11 protein-coding genes are annotated in these 9,564 nt (G+C 68.3%); 9 read left to right on the top strand and 2 right to left on the bottom strand.

Annotated features, from left to right (window positions below; genetic code table 11):
- From T333_RS00845 to T333_RS00825, 5 genes are all read left to right on the top strand, one after another.
- Positions 1–618 (top strand): ferredoxin--NADP reductase domain-containing protein (locus T333_RS00845; protein ID WP_496423418.1); only part of this gene is annotated, 618 nt, incomplete at its 5' end.
- A 332-nt stretch (positions 619–950) separates the two neighbouring features.
- On the top strand, positions 951–1,820 hold the full coding sequence (locus tag T333_RS00840; protein ID WP_354998637.1) for an amidohydrolase family protein: 870 nt from the start codon (positions 951–953) through the stop codon (positions 1,818–1,820).
- Positions 1,821–1,923: 103 nt separating this feature from the next.
- Entirely contained in the window at positions 1,924–3,264 is a 1,341-nt protein-coding gene (locus T333_RS00835) for a glycosyltransferase 87 family protein (RefSeq protein WP_496423417.1), read from the top strand.
- A 66-nt stretch (positions 3,265–3,330) separates the two neighbouring features.
- Positions 3,331–3,969: a class I SAM-dependent methyltransferase gene (locus T333_RS00830; RefSeq protein ID WP_496423416.1), complete on the top strand. Its 639-nt coding sequence runs from the start codon at positions 3,331–3,333 to the stop codon at positions 3,967–3,969.
- 149 nt (positions 3,970–4,118) lie between these two features.
- Positions 4,119–4,556 carry a DoxX family protein gene (locus T333_RS00825; protein ID WP_496423415.1) on the top strand — a complete coding sequence of 146 codons (438 nt, stop codon included), beginning with the start codon at positions 4,119–4,121 and terminating at the stop codon, positions 4,554–4,556.
- Between the two features lie 472 nt (positions 4,557–5,028).
- On the opposite strand, the gene T333_RS00820 is transcribed toward T333_RS00825, so the two are convergent.
- Positions 5,029–5,502, bottom strand: a complete 474-nt coding sequence (locus tag T333_RS00820) for a hypothetical protein (protein WP_496423414.1) — start codon at positions 5,500–5,502, stop codon at positions 5,029–5,031.
- A 128-nt stretch (positions 5,503–5,630) separates the two neighbouring features.
- On the opposite strand from T333_RS00820, the gene T333_RS00815 reads away from it, so the two are divergent.
- The 3 genes from T333_RS00815 (at position 5,631) to T333_RS00805 (ending at position 7,283) form a co-directional block, all read left to right on the top strand.
- Positions 5,631–6,080, top strand: coding sequence for an RpiB/LacA/LacB family sugar-phosphate isomerase (locus T333_RS00815; protein WP_354998642.1), 450 nt, complete (start codon positions 5,631–5,633; stop codon positions 6,078–6,080).
- Between the two features lie 73 nt (positions 6,081–6,153).
- A complete protein-coding gene (locus T333_RS00810; RefSeq protein ID WP_496423413.1) occupies positions 6,154–6,789 on the top strand; it encodes a type 1 glutamine amidotransferase family protein in 636 nt (211 codons plus the stop codon).
- On the top strand, positions 6,786–7,283 hold the full coding sequence (locus T333_RS00805) for a MarR family winged helix-turn-helix transcriptional regulator (RefSeq protein WP_496423412.1): 498 nt from the start codon (positions 6,786–6,788) through the stop codon (positions 7,281–7,283). Before T333_RS00810 ends, T333_RS00805 begins: the two co-directional genes overlap by 4 nt.
- A 215-nt stretch (positions 7,284–7,498) precedes the next feature.
- On the opposite strand, the gene T333_RS00800 is transcribed toward T333_RS00805, so the two are convergent.
- Positions 7,499–8,254: an HAD-IIA family hydrolase gene (locus tag T333_RS00800; RefSeq protein ID WP_354999024.1), complete on the bottom strand. Its 756-nt coding sequence runs from the start codon at positions 8,252–8,254 to the stop codon at positions 7,499–7,501.
- A gap of 202 nt (positions 8,255–8,456) precedes the next feature.
- On the opposite strand from T333_RS00800, the gene fgd reads away from it, so the two are divergent.
- On the top strand, positions 8,457–9,467 hold the full coding sequence (gene fgd, locus T333_RS00795) for a glucose-6-phosphate dehydrogenase (coenzyme-F420) (RefSeq protein ID WP_496423411.1): 1,011 nt from the start codon (positions 8,457–8,459) through the stop codon (positions 9,465–9,467).
- The last annotated feature ends 97 nt before the right edge of the window (positions 9,468–9,564 follow it).

Here is a 9,564-nt window from a genome sequence, read left to right as displayed (position 1 = left end):
TGGGCCATCCGCGACCAGGGCAACCGCCCGCACAAGTTGTTCCTGCACTTCTTCGAGTCCCCGGCCGAGGTGCTCGGCGACGAGAACGGCAAGGTCGTCGGTCTGCGCACCGAGCGCACCCAGCTCGACGGCACCGGCAACGTCAAGGGCACCGGGGTGTTCAAGGACTGGGACGTGCAGGCGATCTACCGCGCCGTCGGTTACCTGTCGCAGAACATCAACCAGCTGCCGTTCGACGACCAGGCGGGCACCGTGCCCAACGAGGCGGGTCGCGTCATCGCCGACGAGAACGCCGATGGCCCGGCGCGCTACATGCCCGCCACCTACGTGACCGGCTGGATCAAGCGCGGCCCGGTCGGCCTGATCGGCCACACCAAGGGCGACGCCAACGAGACCATCGCCTGCCTGCTCGACGACGCCCCCGGCTTCGCCCCGGCCGAGAACCCGGACCCGCAGGCCGTGACCGAGTTCCTCGAGGGCAAGGGCATCCCGTTCACCACCTGGGCGGGCTGGTACCGCCTCGACGCGCACGAGCGCGCGCTCGGCGAGCCCGAGGGCCGCGAGCGCGTCAAGGTGGTGGAGCGCGAGGACATGCTCCGCGCCAGCATGGGCGGGTGAACCTTCGCATGGTGTGGTTCTCCGCACCAGCACCTGCAACGGGACAACAGGGTCTGATCGAGCGCCATCACCGCACAGGAGCACCTACCGACAGGGGTAGGTGAGCCTGTGTGGAGACGGCGCACGAGCAGGCCCTGTCTTCCGTCGGCAGGTACTACGTGCGGAGAAGGATGCAGTGACCAGGTCTACCTGCCCCCGCCACCCCGCACTCCCTAGCAGGTGCTCTTGTGCGTAGCGGGCACACGAGCATGCCCTGTCTTTTTCCGTTGGCAGGTACCCCTTCGGAGAACCACAAGATGCAAAGGCACACCTGTCCCTGGCATTCTGTACAAGTGTTCGATGCCCATGTCCACATCATCGATCCGCGGTTTCCGCTGATCGAGAACGAGGGCTACCTGCCCGACCCGTACACCATCGCCGACTATCGAAAGCGTATGTCCCGCTTCGATATCGGTGGTGGCGCCGTGGTCAGCGCGTCGTTCCAGGGGACCGATCAGGCCTACCTGAAGGCGGCGCTAGCCGAACTCGGCGAAGGGTGGGTCGGTGTCACTCGGCTCGACTTGGACGCCTCGGACGAGGAGATCCTCGAACTCGACCGCGTCGGCGTGCGCGCGCTGCGCTTCAACCTCAAGCGCGCCGCCGCCGACATCACCCAGATGACGTTGCAGGCCCTGCGCGCCCACGAGCTGGCGGGCTGGCACGTCGAGCTCTACATGGACGGCCAGATGCTGGCCTCCTTGCAGCCGGTGATCTCCAAGCTGCCCGCCCTGTCGGTCGACCACCTCGGGATGTCGGAAGAGGGGCTGCCGTTCCTGCTCGACCTCGTCGATCGTGGCGCCCGGGTGAAGGCGACCGGCTTCGGGCGGGTGGCGATGAACGTCGCCGACACCCTGCGCCGCATCCACGCCGTGAACCCGCAGGCGCTGATGTTCGGCACCGATCTGCCCGGCACCCGGGCCGGACGCCCGTTCCGTGACTCCGACGTCGATTTGATCTGCGATGTGGTCGGCGTCGACATGTACGCGGTCCTGGAGGACAACGCCCGCTCCTTCTACCGGCTTCCCGCCAGGGAGCGCGCGGAGGAGGATCCCGCTCCCACGCTGCCGCTGCACCGCACCGAGCAGCCGACGCTGCCCCTGCGCCGCGACGAACTGCCGAAAGCCGCACCGGCGGATACCATTCCGTTCCGTGTGATCGAGTGAGTCGTTAGCTCCGGGGTAAGCCGCGCGTCGAATTGCGCTGCGGCGCAAGGGCGTCCGCATCCGCCGACACCGTCGAGCCGACGAGCCGATATGGTCGAGGTCGATGAGGTTTGGCAACGAGTGGCTGCGACTCGGTCGGTTCTTCCCGTCGCGGCGAACAGCACGTCCCCCGAGCACGCGGCCCCTGGAGCTTCCGCGGAGCAACGCGACTCTTCTCCTCCTGCTCGCCTGCGCGGTCACCGCGGTGACGCTGCTCTTCACCACCGTCGATCCGTGGCTGGACAAGGCGGGCATTCTGGTCGGCGGGCTCGATGTGCACGTCTACCGGGACGGCGCCTGGCGCATCCTGCACGACCGGCCGCTCTACTCCGAACCCAGCCACCGCGGGCTGCTCTACACCTACACGCCGTTCTCGGCGATCGCCTTCCTGCCGACGAACCTCATACCTTGGCGATTCCTGAGCCCCACCTGGCTGACGCTGAACCTCGGTGTCCTGTTCGGCTGCGTCATGATGAGCTGGCGGCTGCTCGGCTACCGGTGGACCGCGCGACTGGCGGCGGCGAGCGCCCTGATCGCGCTCACCTGCGCCTTCGTCGAACCGGTCCGCACCACGCTGTTCTACGGGCAGATCAACCTCATGCTGATGCTGCTCGTGCTCTGGGTCTTCTCGCGTGACGAGCACGCCAAGCTTCGGGGCGCGGGTGTCGGCATCGCCGCGGGCATCAAACTGGTGCCGCTGTACTTCGTCGTCCAGTTGCTCGCGTTGCGGCAATGGCGTTCGGCGGCCACGGCGGCGCTGACCTTCCTCGGCTCCATCGTCCTGACCTGGCTCGTGCTACCCGCCGATTCTCGTGAGTACTGGACTTCGACGTTCTTCCAGTCCGAGCGCATCGCGCCGGACAGCCATCCCGCCAACCAATCCCTGCGCGGGGTCATCGCCCACCTGCTGCACGGTCCCGCGCCGCTGTGGTTGTGGTTGCTGCTCGCACTGCCCGTGTTTGCCGCCGGGCTGGTTCTCGCGACCGCGCTGCACCAGCACGGTGAACGGCTCCTCTCGGTCACGCTCGCGGGCCTGACCTCCTGCGTCGTCTCGCCGTTCTCGTGGGGGCACCACTGGGTGTGGTTCGTTCCGTTGCTCGTCTACCTGGTGCATCGGGCGCAGGCCAACCCGCGCTGGTGGTACGCCGCCGCCCTCCTCTACCTCTCGATCGGCGGCTGGGCCTACCACTGGAGCGAAACCTGGGTCAGCGTGGGCGTTTTCCTGCTGCCGCCGTCGTGGCCGATCGCGCCGGTGCTGATGAACATGTACGTGATCGCGTACCTGGTCGCGCTGGGCGCGATCGCCGTGCTGGTCCGCCGCCGCGACCAGGCGAGCACCTGCGAGCACGTCACGGATTCGGCCTGCGAGAATCCGGATTCGGCCTGCGTATCCGCTCGCTGCTGAAAGGCTCCTGACGCGATCTCGGCTGCGGCAGCCCGTGGCGCGTCGACGGGGGCGATGATGGTCGGCATGCGGATTGCAGATCGTTTGTGGGATTCAGTCGCCTCGCAGTTGGGACGACCGCACGGGATAGCCGGACGGGTGGTCGGCCGGATTCTCAACCGCGGTAACTACGCCACCGTGACCGCGGCGGTAGCTGCCGCGGAAGCGGCTCCGGGCGCGACGGTGGCCGATATCGGGTTCGGCGGCGGGATCGGGCTCGACCAGCTATTGGCGTCGGTCGGCGCGACGGGCGTCGTGCACGGCATGGAGATCGCGCCGACCATGCTCGACGAGGCGGCCAAGCGGTTCCGGTCCGAGATCGCCGACGGCCGACTCGTGCTGCACACCGCCGCGATGCACGAAATACCCCTGCCCGCAGCCTCTCTGGATGCGGTGATCAGCACCAATACCGTCTACTTCATCGACGACCTCGCCCCGGCGTTCGCCGAGTTGGCGCGCGTGCTGCGCCCATCGGGCAGGATGGTTCTCGGCATCGGCGACCCCGCCGACATGGCGCGAATGCCGTTCACCGCGAACCGCTTCCGGCTGCGTCCGATCGCGGAGATCACCGAGCGGCTCGCGGCCGCCGGATTGGTTGTGCGGGAGGATCGCCGCATCCGCAACGGCCGCATCGAGTTCCACCTGCTGATCTGCGAACACCGGTGACCCTTCGTTTCGCGCACCCGTGCGGTTCAGCGCTGCCTGGTGGGGCTGAGAAAAAACTTTCGCGGGCAGCGATGATTCCTCCGGCGATGCTCCGTCCTAATCGGTAGAACGCGCTACCAACCCGGCGCGACCGACCAGAAGGACCAGAAATGACCATCGCCAACCCCACCGCCACCTTCGCCACCGACGTCACCAACCGCCCCGGCAAGATCCGTAACCGCGTCCTGTGGACCCTGCAGATCCTGCTCGGCCTGTTCTTCATCATCGCCTCGGGCGGACCGAAGCTCGTGATCCCGAACACCTTGGCGGACAACGCCCCCGAGAATCTGACCATCCCCCTCGGGCTGCTCGTCTTCATCGGAATCGTCGAGGTCGCGGGCGGTATCGGCCTGATGGTGCCGCGACTCAGCGCCCTTGCCGCCGCGGGTCTGTCCGTGCTCACCGTGCTCGCCGCCGGGACACAGGCTTTCGTCGCCGACAAGCCCTCGATGGCGATCTTCCCGCTGGTGCTCGCCGCGATCTTCGCCTGGATCGCCCACGAGCGCCGCGCCACCATCTCCGATCTGCGCAACTCGCTTTCTCGATGACGAACCCATGAGCACGACCGGCGATCGGTGGTCCACCCACCGATCGCCGATCGCGCGTTCCCGGATCGATCGCCCGTCGGGTTGGCGGCGATCGATCCAGCGGCCATCTGGTCCGCGGCGCCCCGCCTGGGCGCCGCACCAGATGGCCGTTCGATCATTCTTCGCCATCTTCAGAGGCGGCGCATCAGCGAAAACCGCTCCGGTGCAGAGCTTCCATGTGGATGACGTGGCTCCATCCGGTCGCGGTTCGGTGGCTCTGGTCGTCATGCCGTGGCGCGCTCGCGAACTGCGGTTCGGGGCTCCTCGTGTGGCCTGGGTTCGTTGCGGCGGAGCAGGATTGGAGCGGTGAGCGCCGTGGTTGCGGCGGTGCCGACTCCGGCGATGACGAGCGCGTTTCCTGCGCCGACTGCCAGCACCAGTGCCTGCGGCTGCCGTGTCGGCGACACACGAGGGGCGAGCCACGGCGCGCCAGTCAGCCGAGGGCCGCGGTGATCTTGCGGATCATCTCGGCCGCGGTCGGGCTGGGCGCGCCCTGGTGGGACTGGGTGGCCTGGACGGCGACGAGGACGGTGCTGCGGAAGTTCTCGGCCTCGGCCGGATCCTGCTTCGCGAGCAGGTTCACCGCCGCGGTCAGGGCAGGCAGCACCCGATCGGCGAGCTCGGCGACGGACTTGAAGTTCAGGTCGATGTCCTTCGACTTCGCGGCGAGCACGTGCCCGACCGAGCCGGTCGCGGAGAACAGAGCGATGGAGCCGTTGGTGGCGGCCTTGTGGGGCTTGCCCGCGGCGTCGGCGGCGGCCATCAGCGAGACGGCGCCGTACGCGGCGGTCCGCAGGGTGCTCTTGTCCTGGTCGGTGAGGGTGACGGTGGTGAACATGGTGTTCGCTCCTTTTAATTCGTTGTCCGTATCGGCGTGCGTCGTGCTCGCCGAGCGGGAACTGATCACGAAAGCAACAATCGCCCGCCCTGCTGACACCGGACCGTCACCGTGCTGACATGGCCTCTGACACCGTGTTGCGTCGAGCCGAACGGCAGTTCACGGGCAGGAACCGCGCAGCGCCCTATCGTGGAGTCATGCGGATCTCGGTGGCGGCGGACGAGTACGTCGGTGTGGCAAAAGAACTGGTCGAGGAGCTGAGCAAGCGCGGATTCGACGGCGTGCTGACGCACGGCGCGCTGTCGGAGACCGAGCGGGACGACTGGGCATGGGCCAGCGAGGCCGCGGCGCGCGATGTCGCCGAGGGGCGCGCCGACCAGGCGATCGTCTGCTGCTGGACCGGAACCGGCGCGTCCATCGCGGCCAACAAGGTGGCCGGGATCCGGGCCGCGCTGTGTGGTGACGCCGCGACCGCCGCGGGCGCACGCAAATGGAACGACGCGAATGTGCTTGCGCTGAGCCTGCGTTCGACGTCGGCGGCCGAGCTCACCGAGATCCTGGACGCCTGGTTCGCGGGCGAGCCGAGCGCGGACGCGGCCGACCGGGCGAATATCGCGCACCTGGCCAAGATCGAACGGGGGCACTGAGTTCGGCGTGCGCGACAAGCTCGGCGTGCACGGCCTATTGACAGCATGCTGTCAAATATGACAGGATACTGTCATGCCAACGAAGACAGTGCACACCGCGATCTACGACACGCTGGCCGACTGGGAGGTCGGGGCCGCCACCGCGCACATCAACAACCCGGCGTGGCAGGTCGCGCCCGGCACTTTCCAGGTCAGGACAGTCGGACTCACCCGCGAACCGATCACCACCAAGGGCGGCATGCGCGTCACGCCCGATCTCACACTGGACGAGCTGTCCCCCGCCGAGAGCGCGATGCTGATCCTGCCGGGCGCGGACACCTGGATGACCGGCGAACTCACCCCGTTCACCCAGAAAGCGCGTGCGTTTCTCGACGCGGGCGTCCCGGTCGCGGCCATCTGCGGCTCGACCTTCGGCCTGGCCAAGGAAGGTCTGCTCGACGACAAGGCGCACACCAGTAACGTCGCCGAGTTCCTCGCCTACAGCGGCTACGCGGGCGCCGACCGCTACGTGGAGCAGCCCGCGGTGACCGACGGCAATGTCGTCACGGCCTCGGCGAACGCGCCGTTCGAGTTCGCCCGCGAGGTGCTCGGCTTGCTCGGCGTCTACGAACCGCACATCCTCGACGCCTGGTACCGGCTTTTCGCGCACAACGATGCGGCGGCCTACGCGGAACTCGACGCCTACGACAAGGCAGCATCGGGGGCATGACGCAAACACCGGAGCAGGAGCTGTTCAGCACCGCCGCGATCACCTCGTTCCGGCTCAACGGCCAGTTCCTCGCCATCGCCGAGGAACTGGCCAAACCCGCTGGCCTGACGGCGGCGTGGTGGCAGGTGCTCGGCGCGGTACTGCGCGAGCCGCTGCCGGTGGCGGGCATCGCGCGCGCCATGGGCATCACCCGCCAGAGCGTGCAGCGCATCGCGGACCTGTTGGTGGACAAGGGACTCGCCGAATACCGCCCGAACCCCGCGCACCGCCGCGCCAAGCTGGTCGCCGTCACCGAGGAGGGCCACGCGGCGGTCCGTCGCATCAACCCGCGGCACGCGGTGTTCGCCGACCGCCTCGCCACCGAGCTGGGCGCCGACGAATTCGCCCGCATCGTGGCGGCGCTGACCCGGCTGTCCGCCGCGGTCGACGGGATCACCGAGCGCGAGGGTCAGCCGTCACCGGAAACCGGGCGGGATGGCTCGCCGCCGAGCTAGGCGCGGAACTCGCACACCGTCGAAACGCTGACCCGGCGGCCCGCGGCCGACGTGATCACCGAACCCGAGGGCTTGCGGTCACCGGATTTCCGGCGCGATCTTTCGCGGCCGAGCTCGGTGCGGAGGAACTTGCCCGCATCCCGAGGCGCAGGCCCGGCCGTCCGCGACGCTCGACGCGATCGCCGAGTGCGGATCAGCGCACGCCGAAATTCGCGTCAGTCGAACGGCTTGTCGGTGCGACCGACCAAGTCCGCGACCGAATCGATGACGCTCGTCGGCCGGTACGGATACTGCTCTACCGACGCCCGCGTCGAGATGCCGCTGGTCACCAGGATGGTGCGCATGCCCGCCTCCAATCCGGAGATCACATCGGTGTCCATGCGGTCGCCGATCATCACCGTGGACTGCGAGTGCGCGCCGATGCGGCGCAACGCCGAACGCATCATGAGCGGGTTCGGCTTGCCGACGTAGTACGGCTCGCGGCCGGTCGCGCGGGTGATCAACGCGGCCACCGAGCCGGTGGCGGGCAGCACGCCCTCGCGGGACGGTCCGGTGGCGTCCGGGTTGGTGGCGATGAAGCGGGCGCCACGTTCGACGAGCCGGATGGCGGTGGTGATGGCCTCGAAGGAGTAGGTGCGGGTCTCGCCGAGCACTACGTAGTCGGGGTCGCTGTCGGTCAGCACGTACCCGATCTCGTGCAGCGCGGTGGTGAGCCCGGATTCGCCTACCACGTAAGCGGTTCCGTTGGGGCGCTGATCGTCGAGGAAGGTCGCGGTGGCGAGGGCGGAGGTCCAGATGGCCTCCTCGGGGATGTCGAGCCCGCTCTTGCGCAGCCGCGCCTGTAGATCGCGGGGTGTGCGGATCGAGTTGTTGGTGAGTACGAGGAACGGCGTCTCGTTGGCACGTAGTTCGGCGAGGAACTCGTCGGCGCCGGGCACCAGATGCTCCTCGCTCACCAACACCCCGTCCATGTCGGTCAGATAGGACAGGATCGGCTCGTTGTCAGCGTTCACCAGACAATTGTCGGCTATCCCGGCGCGCGAGGCATCGGACTCGGCGCAGATGCGGCCGGTCACACACTCGTGCGACACCGTGACTATGGTCGAAGCAGGCCGTGCGAGAACGGGGTGCGGAAGGCCGCACCGGCACAGCGAAGCGACAGGAGTGGCGCACATGGGTGATCTGAAGCTCGGGTACAAGGCGTCCGCGGAGCAGTTCGGGCCGCGCGAGCTGGTGGAGATCGCGGTGCTCGCGGAGGAACACGGCTTGGACAGCGCGTCGGTGAGCGACCACTTCCAGCCGTGGCGGCACAAGGGCGGCCACGCGCCGTTCTCGTTGGCCTGGATGGCCGCAGTCGGCGAGCGCACCAAGCGCATCCAGCTCGGCACCTCGGTGCTCACCCCGACCTTCCGGTACAACCCCGCGGTGATCGCGCAGGCCTTCGCGACGATGGGCTGCCTGTACCCGGGCCGCGTCATGCTCGGCGTCGGCACCGGCGAGGCGCTCAACGAGATCGCCACCGGCTACACCGGCGAATGGCCGGAATTCAAGGAGCGTTTCGCCCGGCTGCGCGAGTCGGTGGATCTGATGCGCGCGCTGTGGACCGGTGATCGCGTCGATTACGACGGCGAGCACTACCGGACCGTCGGCGCCTCCATCTACGACGTCCCCGAAGGCGGCATCCCGATCTACATCGCCGCGGGCGGCCCGCTGGTCGCGCGCTACGCGGGCCGCGCGGGCGACGGCTTCATCTGCACCTCGGGCAAGGGCATGGACCTCTACACCGAGAAGCTGATGCCCGCCGTCGCCGAGGGCGCCGCCAAGGTCGGCCGCACCGTCGAGGACATCGACAGGATGATCGAGATCAAGATCTCCTACGACACCGATCCCGAACTGGCGCTGGAGAATACGCGCTTCTGGGCGCCGCTCTCGCTGACCGCCGAGCAGAAGCACAGCATCACCGACCCGATCGAGATGGAAGCCGCCGCGGACGCGCTGCCCATCGAGCAGATCGCCAAGCGCTGGATCGTCGCCAGCGACCCCGACGAGGCCGTCGCCCAGATCCAGCCCTACCTCGACGCGGGCCTCAACCACCTGGTCTTCCACGCCCCCGGCCACGACCAGCGCCGCTTCCTCGACCTCTTCCAGCGCGACCTGGCCCCCCGCCTCCGCAAGCTCGGATAGGCGCAGCACCACCTCCCTTACGTGCCCCAACCACGGCGGTCGCCGAGGACGGGGCGACGGATCCGTTGCCCCGTCCTCGCGGACACGCGTGACCACG

The sequence above is a fragment of the Nocardia sp. CNS-044 genome, from assembly GCF_059570515.1.
The sequence above is the reverse complement of the archived record's forward strand: the minus strand, read 5'-3'. Positions and strand labels throughout refer to the sequence as shown.